The organism is Natronincola peptidivorans, from assembly GCF_900111615.1.
Lineage (GTDB): Bacteria > Bacillota > Clostridia > Peptostreptococcales > Natronincolaceae > Natronincola_A > Natronincola_A peptidivorans.
Genome location: NZ_FOHU01000001.1, coordinates 86,439 through 104,969, shown reverse-complemented (window position 1 = coordinate 104,969; position 18,531 = coordinate 86,439). Strand labels below are relative to the sequence as shown.

Genomic DNA, 18,531 nt, shown 5'->3' with positions numbered 1-18,531 from the left:
AATCTATCATAACATCAGCCTATAATCTCGTAGGCTCGAATCACTTCTCTGCCCTTATCAGTAATCTTCATAGCTCCCCTTTGAAAAATCTCTTGTTTTTCGATAATCCCCAATACTTCTAATTGATTTAAGTAGCTATGTACTTTGTTAGGAGAGTAGATACTTAATGATCTGCAGACTTCACCAACTGTTGGATTAAATCCATTTTCTCTAATATATTTTTCTATAGCCCTTAAGATAGATAATTTTCCATTTCCCACTTAGATATCCTCCTTTGACTAGTTATCTCTTTTATAATTTATTTAGTTTAAATTTGTATTACTTTATATTTTTCGCTGTAGTATTCTTCCATTGCTCTAGGTACTCTCTTAGTTCCTTTACTGTTCCTATAAAGAATAATGATTTCATTTTCATCCCTCCTCCTCAAACATGTGTTCTTTTTTATTATACTAGAACAAATGTTCTGTGTAAAGGATAATTTTTCTATTTTTTTAAAAAAGTCTATATTCATTATGTGAATAATAAAATACCAGAAATTTCAAAATATATTATGTTATATAAGTTTTATAATGCTATAATAAAGTAAAGCTATTATTAACTTTTTTACAAAGGAGCTGAGAGGTAATGCATGATTCAAATAATATTTTAAATTGCTTTATTGAAATAGGTGGCTCTATTAGTGAGCTGATGGATGAAGACATAATAGTAGGAATCTCTGATGATAAAACTTTCTTGAAGTACTTCCCAGGCAAGGAATTAGATGTTAAGGCCCAAGAAGGAAGTCCGCTTCAAAAAGGTGATGCAATGTATGAATGCTTAACAAAAAACAAGAAAATCGTTAGCATTATCCCCCAAGAAGTTTTTGGTATTCCTTTTAAATCCATTACTATTCCTATAAGAGATGATAAAGGAAAAGCTGTAGGGACAGTTAGTATAGGAAAGAGCTTAAAAAAACAACAGCAGCTCTTGACAATATCTGAAACCTTATCAGCATCATTGCAGGAAACAACTTCAAGTCTAGATGAAATCTCCTCAGCTGCCCACAGTATAGCTGCCTCCTCTGATAAAGCAATGGACCAGAGCAAGATTTCTAATTCAGAAACAAGTAAAAGCGATAGAATTGTTAAATACATAAAGGGCATTTCAGAAGAAATAAACCTCTTAGGATTAAATGCAGCTATTGAAGCAGCTAAAGCAGGTCAGCAAGGCAGGGGCTTTTCTGTAGTAGCAGAAAGAATAAGAAAGCTGTCTGTGGAAACCAATACTGCTATTGAAAATATTAATGATATTTTGACTAATATTAAAAAATCTGTTGAAGCAATGTCTCAAGCTGTTATAGAAACGGGAGATGTAACAAAAATTCAGGCTCGTAATACACAGGAGATTCTCTCTGCATTAGAAGAAATCAATTCAACCTCTGAAATATTACATGAAATTGCTAGGGAATTGTAATATAAAGCTATGGAACAGAAAAAACTCCCTTTTGACCAAGAGTTTTTGTTAATTCTTGCCTGAAAGGAGTTTTTTTATTTTCTTTAAACACATTTTCCCATTGGACTGCTAGCGTATATGTTTTTCCATGATGATGTATTGTGTTCCATCCTTTGAAAAAACTTTTTCTGTTTCTGCTAACCCAAATTTTTTATAATAATCACACTTATCCTTTCTAGCATTACACCATACGACTTTAACTCCCAGTTTTTTAGCTTCCTCTATTAAATGCAATAGCAGCTTGCTTCCATACCCTTTTCCTTGCTCTTCATGATGGGTGGCAAATTTTCTAAATTGCCCTCTATCCTGGTCAATAAAAAGTGAAATAACAGATATCAAATTACCTTCATAGAATAGACCAAAATGAATACCATTGTCATCATCCTTTAGCTTTATGTGCTCTATACCTTTGTTGGGCCATAAAACTTTATGCCTCAGGGGCCATGTTTCCTCTTTCTCTATTCTTTTTATCATGATGATTCTCCTTTTCTATCCTTATTAATATTTAACAAGCATATTATGGTTTTCATATATTATAAAGTCAATAAAGCACTAAATTAAAAGCTGATATTTTATACAGGTCTTTAAATCTATTTTCTTGGTGCCGCCACTGTCAAAATCAACCATTGCTATATTATCATTACGCATTAATATGCGCCCTTTGCCAAAGGTTATATGATTGATCTCTTTATTTTTTTTATAACCACTTACATCTATCTTTTCTACATCTTGCTGTATTTCTTTAGGTCTAAGCCTTGTCTTTATTGGGTTGACCCCCAGGATTTCCTTCACTTCTTTTAAAAAAATCGACTCCTCTGTGGTGTTTTCAAATCTCATTTTTGTAGAACATATTTTTAATTGCTTTCTAGCACGAGTTAGTGCTACATAAAAGGTACGTCTTTCTTCCTCCAGTTCAGAAACATCCTGATATTTTTCTAATTGATTTAAGCTTGACGCATTAGGTAAAACGCCATTGATAACATCAATGACATAAACATCATCAAACTCCAGGCCCTTTGCAGAGTGAATAGTTGATAATACCACACCTTTGCCTTTATTTGCACTGGCTTCTTTTATCACTTGGTTTAATCCTTTTATCTTATCTAAAAATTCCAGCCCTGTCGTTACATTATTGGCTAAGTATTCTAAAACACCTATTGTATTATTAACCACCTCTTTAGAAGTTAATTCTTGTTTTTCTAAGTACTCGTTATATCTTAGTCTTTTTCTAATAAATTGCATAAAGTTATTGGTGTTTTGTTTTCTAAAAATACCAAAATCATACTTGATTTTTAGTATTTTTTCTTTCTGATAATATTGAAGGTGAGGGTATGTCAACAACACATCAAAAATATTGATCTCTTCTCTTTCTGCAAAATCTATTTTTTCCAGTTCCTGAGCCACATAAGACATAGATTGTTTTGTTAAAAAAGCATTTAGTTTGTAGTAAATATTTCTAAATAGCTCTAAATCATAAGGCTTATAAGCCAATTGGATAAATGATGAGATATCCTTTGCGATCCAGTGCTTAAGAAAAGACATTTTATGCTCCCTAATATAGAAGGGGATATTATTCTCCTGAAAACTATCTATAAAAGGCATAGCAGAGAAACTATTGCGAAACAAAATCGCTACTTCTTGCAACTGTTTCTTTTGTGTGATTTCCTGGACAATGGTCTTGATTTGAGTATTTTCATTATTAAACTCTTCGATAAGTACAGGGAAACCTTTCTCATTCTGTGTGAAAATGCTTTTTTCATATCGTTGTTGGTTTAAGGCAATAATTTCATTGCTTAATCTAATAATCGTCTCAGTACTTCTATAATTTTCTTCCATAAAATATACCTGCGTCTTTTTAAATACCTTTGGGAACTCTAATAGTATCCTAGGATAACTCCCGCGCCATGAATAGAGTGTTTGGTCATCATCCCCTACACAAAAAAGGTTGTTTTTTGGTTTTGCTAATAGTTTTAGAATTTCATACTGTATGATACTAGTATCTTGAAACTCATCCACTTGCCAATATTGGTATTTATTTTGTATTGCTTTTAAAAGCTTTGGTTCATCTAGTAGTATGTTATACATCACCGTCAGCATGTCATCATAGTCTAAATAATTCTTTTCCTTTTTAATATTTTCATAGGTTTCAAATATTAAAGGAAAGTTTTTTATGGTGGTATTAAGTCCTTCTATTTCCTTTGGCTTATGCATCATATTTTTAGTATAGGTGATATAGGTTAACAATTCCTCTAACTGTTCTTCTGTAATATATTCATTACTAACATTTTTGAATATATCTTTTAAAATACTATATTTATTTATTTCTTCCTTTTCATTTTCTATAACAATGAGAGGTATATTCTTGTGCTTGTAATAGTATTTAATCACTGAAAAGGCAAAGGAATGGATTGTACTAAAATCAACAGCATTAGCTTTTTTGATTCCTTCTCCAGATAAACTTATAAATTTTTCCTTCATGTCTCTAGCAGCAGCTCTTGAGAAGGTCATTGTTTTTATTTTTAAAGGATCTACCTTATGTTTTAATATAAGATTGGCTGTCCTTGCGCACAATGTTGTTGTTTTTCCTGCTCCAGCAACTGCTAAAACAATGGCGGGACCATCCTTATGTAAGGAAGCTAATCTTTGTTGCTTATTTAACTGAATCTCCAACATAAATCATCATCCTCTTTAACATTTCAATCAATAGTACTTTTTTTTTTGGAATTACTGAGGTTCTAAAATTTAGAATCATCATTACTTTACTAAAATTATGTAATACTGAAGAAAGAACCAATAGGCCCTTGGAGCAATACATCTTCTACAGTTTTTCTATTAGGCTTTGTAGATTTTTACTACACTTTTACTCCTCATTATATTTTATCATATTTTTTAACCTTCCTCTAAAGTTAATCTATGGTTAAAGAATGTCCTAAATTGCTTTCCACTAACTTATTATTGATTTTATGCTTTATTACTATTAAATCCTCAAAACACTACCGATTTATTATCGATAGTGTTTTTTAAACATTTAGGTATATTTATAGTAATTCCCTTGCAACAGAAGTAAGCATCAATAAATCATTTGCTTTTTTCCATACACTCTTTGCATAAAACTGGCTTAGGCCCACCTTTAATATCTAATATCTTTCCACATTGAAGACATTTTACTAAACAGCTGGTTGATAATTCATCAGTACATTTATGAACAATCTCCCCTTCTATAGTAAACCCTAATATATTCGTATTGTTACACATAGTGACTTCCCCCCCATATTATGTTTTACTATATAATATGCATTAACCACTGCATTTTCTATTGCTAACTATATATTTCTCTATGTTTTAGCCTTGATTGTTACATATAAATACAAAGCTACTATTAAGGGGATCTAACTTAATAGCAGCTTTAATTAAATTAATTATGTCATTAACTTACATATATTATCAGTAAATTCTACAGGATCATTAATCGTCAATCCTTCAATGAGTAATGCTTGGTTATACAGAACATTGGTATATATCTTTAACTTATCTTTGTCTTGATCAAAAGCTTCTTTTAGAGCTTTATATACATCGTGATTTATGTTGATTTCCAGCACTTTTTCTGCCTTCATTTCTTGATTATTGGGCATTGCATTTAATACCTTCTCCATTTCTATAGTTAGCTCTCCATCTGTTGCAAAACATACTGGATGATTTTTTAGTCTTTTAGAAGGTCTAACATCCTTTACTTTATCTTGTAAAGCTTCTTTCATAAAGGCAAATACTTCTTTGCTGTCTTGTTTTTCCACCTCTTCTTCTTTTTTATCTTTCTCTTCTATGCCTAGATCTCCACTTGATACAGATTTAAATTCTTTCTCCTTATAAGCTCCCAGCATGCGAATAGAAAATTCATCTACATCGTCCGTGAAGTACAATATTTCATAGCCTTCCTCTGATAAAAGCTCCGTTTGAGGCATTTTGTCAATTTTTTCTACAGAATCCCCTGAAGCGTAATAAATGTATTTCTGGTCTTCTTTCATTCTATCTACATACTCTTCTAAGGTAGTCATCTTCTTTTCTTTGGAAGAGTAAAACAGTAATAATTCTTGCAGAGTCTCTTTATTTTGTCCAAAATCACTATAAACCCCGTATTTTAGCTGTCTGCCAAAGTTTTTATAGAAATCTTCATATTTTTCTCTTTCCGTCTTTAGTAGGGATTGTAATTCACTTTTGATTTTCTCTTTAATTCTTTTAGCAATTATTTTTAGTTGCCTATCATGCTGCAACATTTCTCTGGAAATATTTAGCGATAAATCCTCAGAATCCACCATTCCCTTAACAAAACTAAAATAGTCTGGTACAAGATCAGGGCATTTATTCATGATTAATACGCCGCTTGAGTACAGCTCCAATCCTTTTTCATAATCCTTGGTATAAAAATCATATGGCATTTTTTCAGGTATAAATAGTATGGCATTATATCTTACTGCTCCATCAGCACTTATGTGGATATGCTTTAGGGGTTTATCAAAACCATAGCGCTTTTCAGAATAAAAGTTGTCGTAATCTTCCGTGGTAAGCTCATTTTTATTCTTGCGCCACATAGGAACCATACTATTAACTATCTGCTCTTCAACCACATCTTCATATTCCTCTTCTGTTCCTTCTTTAGGCCTGCTTGTAGCAATATCCATCTTAATAGGATATCTAATAAAATCTGAATATTTCTTGATAATAGACTTTAATCTATATTCTTCTAAGAAGTCCTGGTATTTTTCATCTTCGGAATCTTCTTTTAGTTTTAGGATTATTTCTGTCCCAACTGCTTCTTTATCATAGGGCTCTATGGTATAGCCATCTGCTCCGGTAGATTCCCACTTATATCCTTCATCACTTCCAAAGGCTTTACTAATCACTGTGACAGAATCTGCAACCATGAAGGCAGAATAAAAACCTACACCAAACTGTCCAATGATATCAAAACCATCCTTAATCTCATTTTCTTTTTTAAATGCCAGTGAACCACTTTGGGCTATTACCCCTAAATTATCCTCTAGCTCCTTTTTTGTCATTCCAATTCCTGTGTCAACAATTCTTAATGTCTTACTGTCTTTGTCAGCAATAATCTTTATGTAATAATCATCTTTATTAAAGGTTAAATCTTCATCTGTTAATGCTTTATAATACATTTTATCAATAGCGTCACTAGAATTGGAAATGAGCTCTCTTAAAAAGATTTCCTTGTGGGTATAGATTGAGTTGATCATGAGATCTAATAATCGTTTGGATTCTGCTTTAAATTCTTTCTTTATCATTTTATCCTTCTCCTTCCATTTAAACTTCTTGTTTGTTAGCACTCTATTTAATAGAGTGCTAATTATAATTTACCAAATTTATTTTATTTGTCAATGGTTTTCCAGATATTAAAATATTTTTTTAAGAAAAATCTGTCAAATAATTATAATGACCACAGCTTGTACTGCATAAATCATACAAAAATCTGTAAAACCTGTATCCATGATGAATACAGGTTTTTGCTGGTCTGGCTGACAGGAATTGAACCTGCGACCTCCAGAACCCCATTCTGGCGCGCTACCAAACTGCGCCACAGCCAGATATCCTTAATTTTGTTACATAATCTATTCTAGATGGATTTCGATCTATTGTCAAGTAGTTTTACCATATAAATAGGACTTAATACATCTCAGTTAATAGTGGTATTTTATTGGAGGTAAAATCATTTGGGAAAAATAGTCATTAGTGAAATACTGCGCTTAACAATAGCTGAAGGATGCATTAAGGGGTATACCTTTATACCCCTTAATCATATATTATTCTATTATTTATTTAACTGCTACTATAAAATAATAGCAATGAAACCACTATTTCCCTCATTGATAATTTTTTGTAGTGTCCTTTGCAGCTTAACTCTTGTGTCTTCCGGCATTGTTTGAAGCTTATTTTGAAGCTGCTCCTTTACTAAATCATGGAGGGACTTTCCAAACATATTGGTCTCCCATATTTTTTCAGGATTTTGTTCAAATTCCTCTAGTAAATATTTTACTAGCTCCTCACTTTGCTTTTCTGTACCTACTACAGGTGACACCTCTGTAGTAATGTCTGCACGAATAAAATGAAGGGAGGGTGCATTTGCTCTTAGCTTTACACCAAATTGATTCCCACGTCTAAATATCTCTGGTTGTTCTAGGGTTAACTCATCCAGAGCTGGTGGAACGAGACCATATCCTATACCCTTCACATCTCCCAATGCAGTTTCTATCCTGTCATACTCACGCTTTGCTATGGCTAATTGTGTTATAAGTCCCAATAATTGATGGTCTCCCTGGATATTATAGCCTGTTTTTTCTTCCAGAACCTTATAGAATAGATTTTCATCAGTGGTTAATTCTATTAAGGCGGAGCCCTCTCCCATCTTAATGCTTTCAAGAGATACTTTCTTAAGATTTTCAATTTCACTTAAGCCTGTTAACATGCCCTCAATATTTTTCAGTCTTCTAGCTTCTCCTGCCATACTTTTAATTCCCTTCATAATAGACGCTTTTAACCAGTGACTAGACTCAATGCTTTCTAACCAGCCTGGTAGATTAAAGTTTATCTCAGTGACTGGGAATTCAAATAATACAGTTTCTAAAATCTCATGGATATCATCAGCACCCATAGTAGCACAGTCTTTTATAACAACAGATACACCATATTTTTCTTCTAAACTATCTTTTAATACCTGTGTTTCTGCATTGTCTGGGAATCTACTATTTAATACAATGGCAAAAGGTTTGTCAATTTCTTTTAGTTCATTAATAACTCTTTCTTCTGCTTCAATATAGCTTTCTCTTTCTATGTCCGTTATCGATCCATCTGTTGTCACAACTAATCCAATCGTAGAATGCTCTTGGATCACTTTTCTTGTACCGATTTCTGCTGCTTCTTCAAAGGGAATTTGTTTCTCAAACCAGGGTGTATTTACCATTCTTGGCTGTCCTTCCTCTTGATGCCCTAATGCCCCTTTTACTAAATATCCAACACAATCAATCATTCTCATCCTAAAGGATGCGTTCTCCTTTAATACTAATTCAACAGCCTCATTAGGAACAAACTTGGGTTCTGTTGTGGTAATTGTTTTTCCTGTTCCGCTTTGAGGAAGTTCATCCTTTGCTCGTTCTTTTTTATAGGTGTTTTCTATATTTGGTAAAACCAATAAATCCATAATTCTTTTTATTAAAGTAGATTTACCTGTTCTAACAGGTCCTACAACACCTATGTAAATGTCTCCCTGTGTCCGTTGTGCTATATTACTGTAAATACTATATTTTTCCATCTTATCCCTCCTTAATTATATAGATAAATACTATGTATCGATTAGTTCATAACACTATAAATATATGATTGTTCAAAAAAAATATGACAACTCAACCTATTTACTGCCTCATATTTTTATAGTAATCATATGATTATTACAAGTAATTTACTCCTATAGAAATATATGCTTATTTCATAAAAAAAGAGAACCCTTTTCAAAAGAATTCTCAACTTTTATATATGCTATTGCTTTCTACCATTCAACATTATTCATATCAACAATTTCTTCCATTTCATGTTTCCTGCTTCTACTCATAAGGTTGGTAACAGCGTCTTTAGGATCTCTACCCTCATAGATTACTTTATATATCTCCTCAGTAATAGGCATTTCAATCCCATGCTTAATTGCTAGCTCATAGGCTACATTGGTTGTGGTAATACCCTCTACCACCATACCTATTTCTTTTAATGTTTCTTCTAGGTTCTTACCCTTACCAATAAGTATTCCAGCTCTACGATTTCTACTATGCATACTAGTACAGGTAACAATTAGGTCTCCTATGCCTGAAAGCCCTGCAAAAGTAGCAATGTCAGCTCCCATGGCTTTTCCTAGCCTTGCAATTTCTCTAATTCCTCTGGTCATTAAAGCTGCTCTTGCATTGTCACCGAAGCCTAATCCATCTGCTATTCCTGCACCAAAGGCTATAACATTTTTCAAAGCGCCACCTAGCTCAACTCCAGCTACGTCTGGGTTAGTATAAACTCTAAATGTTGAAGTCATGAACACATCTTGTATAGTTTCAGCTATTTCTCTTTTTTCTGATGCCACGACAACAGTTGTAGGCATATTTCTAGCTACTTCCTCTGCATGAGAAGGTCCAGATAGAACTGCATACGGTTGGCTAGGTAGTTCCTCTTGCATTATTTGTGAAATTCTTAATTGGCTTTTTTGCTCAATCCCTTTTGCAGCATTGACAATAATTTGATCAGGTTTTATGAAAGGCTTTATAGTTTTTATTACTTCTCTTATTTTTTGTGTAGGGACTGTCAGTAAAATGATTTTTGTATCTTTGATAGCATCAATTATATCTGTATACAACTGTATATCCTTAGGAATCTCGATTCCAGGAAGATATTTACCGTTCTTTCCAGTTTTTATTATTAAATCATACTGTTCCTTACGTCGCATCCATAGTTTTACTGAGTGACCATTGCTCGTTAATACAAGGCCTAAAGCTGTTCCCCAGCTTCCTGCACCCAATACAACTACTGAAGAATAATCCATAATAGAACGCTCCTTTATTTAACTTTTAATTTTTCAGTAAACTTCTTTTCTGTACCATTTAGTAAGCGTTGCATATTTTCTTTGTGTCTATATAGTGCCATTAGACATAGCACTAAGCCAAAAATAAAATAATTCAAGTCTTGAAAAAACAGAATAATAGGTAATAACGTTATGGCAACGATTGATGATAGAGAGACATATTTAAATATAATAAGTAATATAATTCCTACGAAAATACATATTGAGGCAACAACAGGATGTATACTCAGTGCTACTCCTATTGTAGTGGCAATCCCTTTACCTCCTTTAAACTTCAATAAAACAGGCCAATTATGCCCTAACACTACTACGATTCCTGCCACCATAGCAAGATTTTCAGAGCCAAAGCGTTTAGCTATATATACAGCCAATACGCCTTTAAAACAATCTAATAAAAGGGTAAAAACGGCTGCTTTATAGCCTAATGTTCTCATAACATTAGTTGTACCAGCATTACCACTACCATAATTTCGGATGTCAATATTTGCACTTAATCTACCAATCACATAAGAAGGAGAAAAATTCCCCAGAATATATGCTACTATTACAATCAGTAGTTGCACCTATTTTTCACCTCCTGTTTTTTCTCGATTAATAAATCTAATGGGTGTTCCTTCAAAACCAAAATTCTCTCTTATTCTGTTTTCAATATATCTTTGATAAGAAAAATGCATAAGCTCTTTGTCATTAATAAACAATACAAAGGTAGGAGGCTTAACAGCAGCTTGTGTAGCATAAAATATTTTTAGCCTTTTTCCTTTATCAGAAGGCGGCTGGTTCAGTAACATAGCTTCTCCTATCACTTCATTTAAAGCACCTGTTGGAACCCTCATAGCATGCTGATTAGCAACAAATTTAATCTTATCTAGTATTTTATTTAATCTCTGTCCAGTTAAGGCAGATACAAATACAATTGGTGCATATTCACAATAAGCCAGCTCTGTTCGAACACTTTTTATAAATTGATTCATGGTATTTGTTTCTTTTTCAATTAAATCCCATTTGTTGATGACAATGATTAAGCCTTTTCCATTTTCATGACTAAATCCTGCTATTTTTTTGTCCTGCTCAGTAACACCTTCTTCAGCGTCGATGATCAACAAACACACATCTGCTCTTTCAACAGCTGATAGGGATCTTATAACGCTGTATCTTTCAACATGCTCTTTTATTTTGCTTTTCCTTCTTATACCAGCCGTATCAATAAATACATATTGATCCTCTCCATCCGTAAAGGGGGTGTCAATTGCATCCCTTGTGGTACCAGCTATATCACTTACAATAACCCTGTCTTCTCCTAGGACCTTATTAATGATGGAGGATTTACCTACATTGGGCTTTCCTATAACTGCAACCTTGATAACGTCTTCATCATAATCCTCGGCTTCTTCATTTGGAAAGTTTTTTACAACCTCATCTAGTAAATCTCCTATACCTAAGCCTAGCGCAGAAGAAATCTCTATTGGATCACCTATGCCTAGTTCATAAAAATCAAAATAATGAGGAGATTGCTCCTTTGTATCCACCTTATTTAAAACTAACAAAACTGGTTTTTTTGATTTTCTTAGCATATCTGCAATTTCTCTATCAGAGGAGATAAGCCCCTCTCTACCATCTACTAAAAATACGATCACATTTGCAGTTTCTATGGCTAGCTCTGCTTGTCTTCTCATCTGTGCTGGAATTATTTCTTCAGATTCTGGCTCAATACCGCCTGTATCAATTAAAGTAAACTTGTGATTCAACCATTCTACTTCTGTATAAATTCTATCTCTTGTTACTCCAGGCTCATCCTCGACAATGGCGATTCTTCTGCCAGCAATCTTATTAAAAAATGTTGATTTTCCTACATTAGGTCTTCCAACAACAGCTACAATAGGTTTTCCCATGCCTCTTCACCTCATTCTTTCCTATACTTTTATTCTAAAGCTTTGTCAATGAAAGCACTACCTTCTACTTCACATACCTGCACTTTTACTTCCAATTTGTTCTGTAACTCTGTTACAGTAATATCATCTAAGAAGACTTCTTCTTCTGATTTTAACATCGAGATGGGGATAATGATTTTTTCTCCAAGGTCTATCCCCTTTAGCCTATTTAAAATATCAGTAGCTGTGATTAATCCTGTTACTGATACCTGTCCGCCAAAATAGTCATTAGGAATAGCAATAGCTTGTAGTATGAAGTTATCCACCTTGCTGTTTAATGCTTGACAAAGCTCATTCATGGTATTATGTATCAAAGTTCCTGTCAAAACAGTTACTTTCTTAGCTGATTTAAATTTGGGGATTTTTAGTTTCTGCAGATGATCATAAAATTCTTTCTTGAATTTCACCACCATCCCCACTCCATTTTCCAGTTGAGAAAAACCATCATAATCCTCATAAGCTGGAAAAGGCATTTCAGCCAATAGGTAAAACTCATCTGATAAATGTACCAAGCTTCTATTTATTGTTTTATGAAATTTTTTCTGCCAGCTTTCTACCTGTTGAATTGTATTTAAGGCTGTAGTTTTATAAAAGGGTTGTAATGGATAGAGTTTTTCTCTATATCTAGTTAAACCAACTGGAACCACAGCAACACTATTGATAGCATGACTTAGCTCACCTAAGTCTTTTAATGTATTATCCAGTTCTTCTCCATCGTTAATACAGTGACAAAGAACAATTTGACAGTTCATTTCAATATGGTTATCGGCCAGCTTTTTTATTATACCCAAAATATTCCCTGCTTTAGGATTGTTAAGCATTTTTTTTCTCAACTGACCATTTGTGGTATGTACAGAAATGTTTATGGGGCTAATTCTATATTGTATAATCTTATCAATGTCTTCATCCCTCATATTGGTTAAGGTGATATAATTACCATGTAGAAAAGATAACCGTGAGTCGTCATCTTTAAAATAAAGGCTTTTTCTCATATCTTTAGGTAATTGATCAATAAAACAAAACATACATTTGTTTTTACAGCTCTTTGCTTCGGCTATGATTGGGTTCTCAAATTCTATCCCTAAATCCTCATCATAATCCTTATCGATTTCAATGACCCATTGCTCACCATCTGGCTTTTCTATTTCTATCTCAAGGTATTCTTCAGCTAGATAAAATTTATATTCAATGATATCTTCAATCATTTCTCCATTGATGCTTAATAATACATCTCCTACTTCTAGACCCACTTCTTCAGCAATGCTATCATGGTTTACCTTGCTTATGATATTTTTTATACTAGACTCTTTCAAAACAACACCTACTTTAATATTATTAGTACCTGATACTAATATTATAGCACACCTATATATTAATACCATCAAATAATATTATCATTTTGTATTTATAATGGTCAAGGACCTTTAGTTAATTCTTTCCTTAAGGTTTTTAACTAATTCAGCAAAATAAAAATAATTTTTTTGGATTCCAAAAACAGTTAAAGGCCTTCCTAAGGAAATAATATTTAGTCTTCTAGACATAAAGCCCCCTAATCTAGTATAATTGTTCAGCAATGATGTAACATTGATGATAATAATATCTTTATTATTATAGGGCGCCACTTCATTGTAGAACTCATATAACATTTCAGTATAGTAATCCCTTGCATGCCCCATCCCCATAATATAGATTATGTGGTTATTCTGATCCTTTCCCATATAATGTGGGATACCTATCTCATTGTTTTGTGCTTTATCATAAAAAGGAACAGCTAGTATTTCCTCCTTAGATGGTAAGCTGTTATTAGGTAAGTAGCCCATGTGAATTGCTGCTGTTACAACAGAGGAATGGGCTCCACCAAAGCAACTATATATAATTTTCATAGGCAATAACCTCTTTTCTTTTTGATATGTAAGGATTAATTCTATATCCCTAATGAATAAGGATTATCTGCACTTCTTCCCCATAAATACGCCCTATCCCCTCCATGGCATTTTGAAATATTGTATAATTCCTTCCACAACTAGCGATATATATTTCATTTAAATCTTCATCAATTCCTAAGTAATAGGGTTTTATATTTTCATGAGAACGCATTAATTCTCTCCTAGACTTAGGAATCAATTGTGGATTTAATGATAAATGAAGATATGCAGCTCTATAGGCTGCATAAATATTTTTTTTATATGCATATACTATTTTCATATATCTATCACCTAATGTTTAACAATAATATAAGTGCCTCCCTCTAAATCATGCACCATTCCTCTTGTAGTTTTAGCTATTAATAATGCTAGTCTTTCTAAATGCTCTTCGTTAGCAGCATAAAAAATCGGTGCAGTTGAACTATTTACCATATCTTTATTGAGTGTAACAATTGCTATTATAAACTCCTTTAAACCTATTTCCATTATTCAAGCCTCCATCATTTCCTTGGCTATTTTTATATATTAACTATGTTTAATTTGTTCACCCACATAAGAGTCTAAGGGCTTCCTTTTTGAGGATTCTAATACAGGTGTTCTTTTTACAGCCTCAATTAAACATTCCATATCTGGCTCCATTGCAACAATTGCCATTACGATATTGCCGTTTTCAGGGTTTCTTCTTGCAATGGGGGTAAAATCTGGTTCATCCATATCCTTTCGTATGCCTAATTGAATAGCTACATTGTGCTGAATAGCTTGTCTTTGTCCTATATTTGATAATACTGCTACTGCATTGGGGTCCTTTGGAATCATTTCTACTGCCAAGCCATTGGCTAAAAAGACTTCTCTTGATTCCTTTAGACCTATATTCATAACCCCTACGCCTGCTATCGTTAATATTGGTCCCTCAAAGGTAATCTCTGCCTCCTTGATTTCAGCTATATCTGCAACAAATCTTGTCTGCAGCATTTTGTTTAATAGAAAAATAATAATTACCCCAACAATAATCCCCAATAAGGTTCTTAAGAGGATAGGTATTTCTAATACTTCTCCTATATACATTGCAGTTCCTGTGGCCGTAGCTGTTATTATTGCCATATAATTTCTTGCCTCAAAGGTCTTTGCTATATCTTCTATATAGGCGGTACCTTTAGGTACCAGCTCAGTGGGTTCAATATTATCTAGACTTTCCCTTTCCATACTTCTTACGTCTCTAAAATGCTGGGCTGCTATAGCTAGAAAAGTAATAGCTACATACTCCTTTTCTGTAATGGCAGGTATAACCACTGCTCCTAATCCAGCTGCGATAACCCCTAGTGTAAAATGGGATAAATATGCCTGTGGATAGGTAGGGTATTGTCTATAGTCAATTCTCATCATGTAAGTTCTAGCTATAACACCCAAAATAACTGATATTACAATTGTAATAAAATGTTTGTCCAATTTATAGCACCCACCTATTTTTTCTTTCTTCTTCCTAGCAAGTTTGCAAATTCTTGTTTAAAATTACCAAGCTTTGATTTCCATTCCTTCCCACCACTGCTTAGAAACAAGAAGGCAAAACCTCCAATTCCTATCACTGCAATAAGTCCTATTGTCCCCAAACCAGCGCCTCTATTGCTTTCCTGTACGCCTCCTGTTTCTGCTGGTGGAGTCCCATCTGCAGCTCCCTCTTCTTCGATAATACCACCAAACAATGCAGTTGTTACTACCTCAGATAAATACCCGGCAGCTGTTTCAGCCCTTTGTCTTGTATGTTCATAAGTACCCATTTCTACCAGCATAGCTCTTGGTGTCAAGTCTTGATTATAGTCACCTTTTGCATAAAATATATCTTTTATTAATTCCGGGTGCATTTCATCTGCTACAGCCTTTACTTGCATCGCCAACTCTTCATTGGCTTTAAAATTTTGATTGCGCCTTCCAATAACCAACCTTACCTTTGTGGCGGGCTCTCCTTCAATTTCTGTAATATACTGTTCTGCTGGCACAGCATCTCTGTGAACATCTATTAATGCATTTGCACCATGTTCTCTCATCAGCTGTACAGCTGTTCTTCTGGCTCTTTTATATGCTCCTGCGTCATGGGGTATATGTGGAGTATTATCAAAGGTGGCTTCAACACCATGGCCATCAAAGCTATTTTTCAGTACTTCAGCTACTTGGAGTATTCCTCCTCCTTCCTCAATACTCTCGGAACCATCAGTAGGGACATAGGATTCAGCAGTGTGTGTAGCATATATACCTACTTTTCTTTCTTCTTGGTTCTCTTCTCCCTCTTCCTGTGCTAATAATAGGGTTGACAGTCCTCCTTCTTGTATTGCTAGTTGTATCTTTTGCAAAGCTTCTCTGTTGACTTTAGGTAGCTGTACCTCTTCTACAAATTCTGCATAGGCTAGATGACTTCTAGGGTTTACTCTAACAATGTGATACATTTTATTATCGCCGCTTAAATATTGATCTCCTCTTGAAACTTCTCTTGCAGTTTTAAATAATATTTCATTGCTTTCAACATCATATACTCTAAAATAATTTCCGTACTCTCCATACCAATCATCTGCATAGATGAAAGGATTAGCTATCAATAAAAGAAATATAAGACATATAGCAAGCTTATTTTTCATCATTGTCACCTCTTTTTTCATCAATATCTTTTTTGGTATTTTTGTCCCTTTCTCCTAATGTACTGGCAAAATGTCCTTTTTCATAATGCATATTCTTTTTTGCTGTTCCTCCCTGCAGTCTTTCTCTTGCCTCTCCAACAATTTCTGCTAGTAGTACTGCTAATACACCTGCTATCACTGTAGTATCTACTCCTCCAGCTCCCCCAAATCTTGTAGGTGCTGGTATATTGTTTATATTATTAATGATCATTTGGATTAGGTCACTGATTACTACGCCAACAACACCAGCAATAAATGCTCCTCTTCTGGAACGCCCTAATACATAAGCTACAATTGCTGCTAAAATGGCATATACATAGTTAGGGTCTATATTTTGAGCCTCAGGCTCCGCTGGAAGTATAAACCTTTGTGTTCCATAGATAACTCCACCTGCAACTACTGCCGCTACTACTGCTCTAATTTTTTCTTTGCTTGTATCTGCCTTAATAAATAAGTAGATTGCTAGAGCCATCGGTATGACAAATCCTCCTATGTTAAAAGAGACATTTTCAGTAATACTGATATCAGGAATAAAGATAGTTGAGACAACTATAGCTATTATTATAGCTATGGCAGCTTTATCACTTAATCTCAGTCTATCTAATACCCTTTCTGCTAAGCCTGCAAAGATCAATATAGATACTATGATTAATAAAATCATTCCTATAGACATATGTTTTCCTCCTTATAATTGAAATAGTAATACTGTGATTTGTATTTATATTTCCCTTCGCTGAGTGAAACTATACAAAAAGCTGGTGTTATAAATATCAATCAATCTTTATGTAATTTTGTTAAAATGCAAAAAAAGAAGAAGATATTTTAAAAATATCCTCTGACTTGCCAATAAGCTACAAATATAGTTTTTATTCTAATATATATTCCTTTAGACATACTCCCTTAACTATTAATCTACTGAGGATAACATTTACAGTCCTTCTTTTGGCAGAACCCGTAGACACTATATATTGCAATTGAACTTTATATGTGTATGCCTATGATTTATGCTAAAGCTATAACAGCAGCCATTCTTCCTGTTATCCCTTTTTCTTTCCGATGAGAATAAAACAAGTCTGTGTTACAAGCTGTACATATCTGTCCCGATATTATATTTCTTTCTAATACCCCGATTTCCTTCAATGCAATCCTATTGGCTTCCCATAAATCCAACATATATTTATCTTTTTTAACTGGAAATGCTATTGTAGAGAGTTCTGTAAAATTTGTGTTAAATCTTTCAACCACCTCTTCCGATACTTCATAGCAACATTTCCCAATAGACGGTCCGATAGCAGCCAATATGTTTTTTGGCTCCGATTGAAATTCCTTCATCATCTTTAAGACTGTTTTTTGCCCTATCTTCAACATAGTTCCCTTCCAGCCTGCATGGGTAGCAGCTATCACCTTATTCACAGTATCTAAAAAAAGTAACGGTACACAATCTGCATGAAAGGTCATAAGGGGAACCCCTGGTACATTGGTTATGAGACCATCAACTCCAGCATAATCTTTAGTGTATAGAATTCCCTTTCCTTTATCTTTTTCTGTAACAATGATGATTTTGTCCTGATGTACTTGATCTGCAAGCACTAAATCATGATACTGGACATCTATAGCATCACAAAATTTTTTAAGATTTGTCAACACATTCTCTCTACTATCCTTTGTTCTAAATCCAATATTTAAAGTATTGAAAACTCCTGTACTGATCCCGCCTATCCTAGTACTAAACCCATGGTGTACCACTTGAGTTTCTTCTAATTCACTTGTTTTAACGACACTTATCCCTTTGTTTTCTATTATCTTGAATGTCAACGTCCTCACTCCTTCATCTTATAGAATACAAGAATAGTTCTGCCCAATAAATGAAGCTTAATTCAGAGGAATCTTTAAAATAG

The 18,531-nt window shown here is 33.7% G+C and carries 18 protein-coding genes and 1 tRNA gene; 1 reads left to right on the top strand and 18 read right to left on the bottom strand.

Annotation, left to right across the window (positions count from 1 at the left end; all coding sequences use genetic code 11):
- Nucleotides 1-14 precede the first annotated feature (14 nt).
- Nucleotides 15-260 carry a LexA family protein gene (locus BMX10_RS00525; RefSeq protein ID WP_090437782.1) on the bottom strand — a complete coding sequence of 82 codons (246 nt, stop codon included), beginning with the start codon at nt 258-260 and terminating at the stop codon, nt 15-17.
- 364 nt (nt 261-624) lie between these two features.
- Between BMX10_RS00525 and BMX10_RS00520 the strand changes: the two genes are divergently transcribed.
- On the top strand, nt 625-1,452 hold the full coding sequence (locus BMX10_RS00520; protein ID WP_090437780.1) for a methyl-accepting chemotaxis protein: 828 nt from the start codon (nt 625-627) through the stop codon (nt 1,450-1,452).
- 108 nt (nt 1,453-1,560) lie between these two features.
- Here BMX10_RS00520 and BMX10_RS00515 read toward each other — a convergent pair whose 3' ends face one another.
- The 17 genes from BMX10_RS00515 to pgeF all read right to left on the bottom strand — a co-directional run bounded on the left by BMX10_RS00515 (nt 1,561) and on the right by pgeF (nt 18,448).
- Nucleotides 1,561-1,965 (bottom strand): GNAT family N-acetyltransferase, encoded by a 405-nt coding sequence (locus BMX10_RS00515; protein ID WP_208976088.1) that lies wholly within the window; start codon nt 1,963-1,965, stop codon nt 1,561-1,563.
- A 78-nt stretch (nt 1,966-2,043) separates the two neighbouring features.
- On the bottom strand, nt 2,044-4,164 hold the full coding sequence (locus BMX10_RS00510; protein WP_090437776.1) for an ATP-dependent helicase: 2,121 nt from the start codon (nt 4,162-4,164) through the stop codon (nt 2,044-2,046).
- 405 nt (nt 4,165-4,569) lie between these two features.
- Nucleotides 4,570-4,746, bottom strand: a complete 177-nt coding sequence (locus BMX10_RS17870; protein ID WP_170834618.1) for a hypothetical protein — start codon at nt 4,744-4,746, stop codon at nt 4,570-4,572.
- Between the two features lie 164 nt (nt 4,747-4,910).
- Entirely contained in the window at nt 4,911-6,788 is a 1,878-nt protein-coding gene (gene htpG / locus BMX10_RS00505; protein WP_090437774.1) for a molecular chaperone HtpG, read from the bottom strand.
- 223 nt (nt 6,789-7,011) lie between these two features.
- Nucleotides 7,012-7,088, bottom strand: a tRNA-Pro gene (locus BMX10_RS00500).
- A gap of 242 nt (nt 7,089-7,330) precedes the next feature.
- The gene (gene spoIVA, locus BMX10_RS00495; RefSeq protein ID WP_090437771.1) at nt 7,331-8,809 is read right to left on the bottom strand and encodes a stage IV sporulation protein A; all 1,479 of its coding nucleotides are present in this window, start codon (nt 8,807-8,809) and stop codon (nt 7,331-7,333) included.
- 234 nt (nt 8,810-9,043) lie between these two features.
- Nucleotides 9,044-10,075 (bottom strand): NAD(P)H-dependent glycerol-3-phosphate dehydrogenase, encoded by a 1,032-nt coding sequence (locus tag BMX10_RS00490; protein WP_090437769.1) that lies wholly within the window; start codon nt 10,073-10,075, stop codon nt 9,044-9,046.
- Between the two features lie 14 nt (nt 10,076-10,089).
- Nucleotides 10,090-10,677, bottom strand: a complete 588-nt coding sequence (gene plsY / locus BMX10_RS00485) for a glycerol-3-phosphate 1-O-acyltransferase PlsY (RefSeq protein ID WP_090437767.1) — start codon at nt 10,675-10,677, stop codon at nt 10,090-10,092.
- A complete protein-coding gene (gene der, locus BMX10_RS00480) occupies nt 10,678-12,003 on the bottom strand; it encodes a ribosome biogenesis GTPase Der (protein ID WP_090437765.1) in 1,326 nt (441 codons plus the stop codon).
- A gap of 29 nt (nt 12,004-12,032) precedes the next feature.
- Nucleotides 12,033-13,424, bottom strand: a complete 1,392-nt coding sequence (locus BMX10_RS00475; RefSeq protein WP_139176366.1) for a DUF512 domain-containing protein — start codon at nt 13,422-13,424, stop codon at nt 12,033-12,035.
- Nucleotides 13,425-13,466: 42 nt separating this feature from the next.
- Nucleotides 13,467-13,925: a DUF3189 family protein gene (locus BMX10_RS00470; protein WP_090437763.1), complete on the bottom strand. Its 459-nt coding sequence runs from the start codon at nt 13,923-13,925 to the stop codon at nt 13,467-13,469.
- A 49-nt stretch (nt 13,926-13,974) separates the two neighbouring features.
- Entirely contained in the window at nt 13,975-14,247 is a 273-nt protein-coding gene (locus tag BMX10_RS00465) for a DUF3189 family protein (protein ID WP_090437761.1), read from the bottom strand.
- Nucleotides 14,248-14,258: 11 nt separating this feature from the next.
- Nucleotides 14,259-14,453, bottom strand: coding sequence for a capping complex subunit for YIEGIA (locus BMX10_RS00460; protein ID WP_090437759.1), 195 nt, complete (start codon nt 14,451-14,453; stop codon nt 14,259-14,261).
- Nucleotides 14,454-14,492: 39 nt separating this feature from the next.
- The gene (locus BMX10_RS00455; RefSeq protein ID WP_090437757.1) at nt 14,493-15,413 is read right to left on the bottom strand and encodes a YIEGIA family protein; all 921 of its coding nucleotides are present in this window, start codon (nt 15,411-15,413) and stop codon (nt 14,493-14,495) included.
- Between the two features lie 14 nt (nt 15,414-15,427).
- Nucleotides 15,428-16,594, bottom strand: coding sequence for a stage II sporulation protein P (gene spoIIP / locus BMX10_RS00450; protein ID WP_090437754.1), 1,167 nt, complete (start codon nt 16,592-16,594; stop codon nt 15,428-15,430).
- Nucleotides 16,584-17,306 carry a YphA family membrane protein gene (locus BMX10_RS00445; protein ID WP_090437752.1) on the bottom strand — a complete coding sequence of 241 codons (723 nt, stop codon included), beginning with the start codon at nt 17,304-17,306 and terminating at the stop codon, nt 16,584-16,586. Before BMX10_RS00445 ends, spoIIP begins: the two co-directional genes overlap by 11 nt.
- 329 nt (nt 17,307-17,635) lie before the next feature.
- Nucleotides 17,636-18,448: a peptidoglycan editing factor PgeF gene (gene pgeF, locus BMX10_RS00440; RefSeq protein WP_208976087.1), complete on the bottom strand. Its 813-nt coding sequence runs from the start codon at nt 18,446-18,448 to the stop codon at nt 17,636-17,638.
- Nucleotides 18,449-18,531 lie beyond the last annotated feature (83 nt).

What these genes read in the sequence shown, in the direction of transcription:
- BMX10_RS00520 (WP_090437780.1), top strand. Translation starts at nt 625, where the DNA reads ATGCATGATTCAAATAATATTTTAAATTGCTTTATTGAAATAGGTGGC.
- BMX10_RS00515 (WP_208976088.1), bottom strand. Translation starts at nt 1,965, where the DNA reads ATGATAAAAAGAATAGAGAAAGAGGAAACATGGCCCCTGAGGCATAAA.
- BMX10_RS00510 (WP_090437776.1), bottom strand. Translation starts at nt 4,164, where the DNA reads ATGTTGGAGATTCAGTTAAATAAGCAACAAAGATTAGCTTCCTTACAT.
- BMX10_RS17870 (WP_170834618.1), bottom strand. Translation starts at nt 4,746, where the DNA reads ATGTGTAACAATACGAATATATTAGGGTTTACTATAGAAGGGGAGATT.
- htpG (WP_090437774.1), bottom strand. Translation starts at nt 6,788, where the DNA reads ATGATAAAGAAAGAATTTAAAGCAGAATCCAAACGATTATTAGATCTC.
- spoIVA (WP_090437771.1), bottom strand. Translation starts at nt 8,809, where the DNA reads ATGGAAAAATATAGTATTTACAGTAATATAGCACAACGGACACAGGGA.
- BMX10_RS00490 (WP_090437769.1), bottom strand. Translation starts at nt 10,075, where the DNA reads ATGGATTATTCTTCAGTAGTTGTATTGGGTGCAGGAAGCTGGGGAACA.
- der (WP_090437765.1), bottom strand. Translation starts at nt 12,003, where the DNA reads ATGGGAAAACCTATTGTAGCTGTTGTTGGAAGACCTAATGTAGGAAAA.
- BMX10_RS00475 (WP_139176366.1), bottom strand. Translation starts at nt 13,424, where the DNA reads ATGGTATTAATATATAGGTGTGCTATAATATTAGTATCAGGTACTAAT.
- BMX10_RS00470 (WP_090437763.1), bottom strand. Translation starts at nt 13,925, where the DNA reads ATGAAAATTATATATAGTTGCTTTGGTGGAGCCCATTCCTCTGTTGTA.
- BMX10_RS00465 (WP_090437761.1), bottom strand. Translation starts at nt 14,247, where the DNA reads ATGAAAATAGTATATGCATATAAAAAAAATATTTATGCAGCCTATAGA.
- BMX10_RS00460 (WP_090437759.1), bottom strand. Translation starts at nt 14,453, where the DNA reads ATGGAAATAGGTTTAAAGGAGTTTATAATAGCAATTGTTACACTCAAT.
- spoIIP (WP_090437754.1), bottom strand. Translation starts at nt 16,594, where the DNA reads ATGAAAAATAAGCTTGCTATATGTCTTATATTTCTTTTATTGATAGCT.
- BMX10_RS00445 (WP_090437752.1), bottom strand. Translation starts at nt 17,306, where the DNA reads ATGTCTATAGGAATGATTTTATTAATCATAGTATCTATATTGATCTTT.